This is a genomic window from Rhizobium ecuadorense, assembly GCF_001187535.1.
Lineage (GTDB): Bacteria > Pseudomonadota > Alphaproteobacteria > Rhizobiales > Rhizobiaceae > Rhizobium > Rhizobium ecuadorense.
On the sequence record NZ_LFIO01000373.1, the window covers coordinates 1 to 284 of the forward strand.

At 53.2% G+C, this 284-nt stretch carries 1 pseudogene; it reads left to right on the forward strand.

Annotated elements, in window-relative coordinates:
- Positions 1 to 35 precede the first annotated feature (35 nt).
- Positions 36 to 284 (forward strand): annotated as a pseudogene (locus tag AF337_RS44215) (transglutaminase); the annotation flags it as partial.

Sequence of the window (284 nt, forward strand, 5' to 3'; positions counted from 1 at the left end):
CAGTCTGTGCTCCAATCAGTGTGATGGAGAGACACATGGAAGGCGTCGATCGCTGGATTCCGTATAGTGCAATGACCAATCCAGGTCGTCACGCCAGTGCAATCGCTGTACTTCCGACCGAGGTTGGCGCTCTAATCCAAATCATTCAAGGCGTCTTGGTTCATTCTGATTGGATAACAGAGTACGGCCTTGACGAGACGATTCTGAATTCGACGGCGCGAACGACACTGCCGATCGCGGAGCGCTTGGACGACGTCTTAAAAAGGGATCCACGGCCTCTCAAC